The 203-nt window shown below is 43.8% G+C and carries 1 protein-coding gene; it reads left to right on the forward strand.

Annotated features, from left to right (window positions below; translation table 11 throughout):
• A partial coding sequence (locus ACQQ5U_RS19480; RefSeq protein WP_437400139.1) for a thrombospondin type 3 repeat-containing protein occupies positions 1 to 203 on the forward strand: 203 nt, incomplete at both ends.

Raw genomic sequence — 203 nt, forward strand, 5'->3', positions numbered from 1 at the left:
AACAGACCCATTGGATCCCTGTGATTTTGCAATGGAGCACCAGGATTGCTCAGTATCCGACGAATGGAAAAAGGACGATTGTGATGGCGATGGCGTAAGCAATGGACGAGAAAATGAAGATGGGACAGATCCATTGGACCCTTGTGATTTTGTATTGGAGCATCAGGATTGTTCAGTATCCGATGAATGGAAAAAAGAAGATT

Origin of the sequence: Flagellimonas lutimaris (genome assembly GCF_051494225.1) — a bacterium.
Lineage (GTDB): Bacteria > Bacteroidota > Bacteroidia > Flavobacteriales > Flavobacteriaceae > Flagellimonas > Flagellimonas lutimaris_A.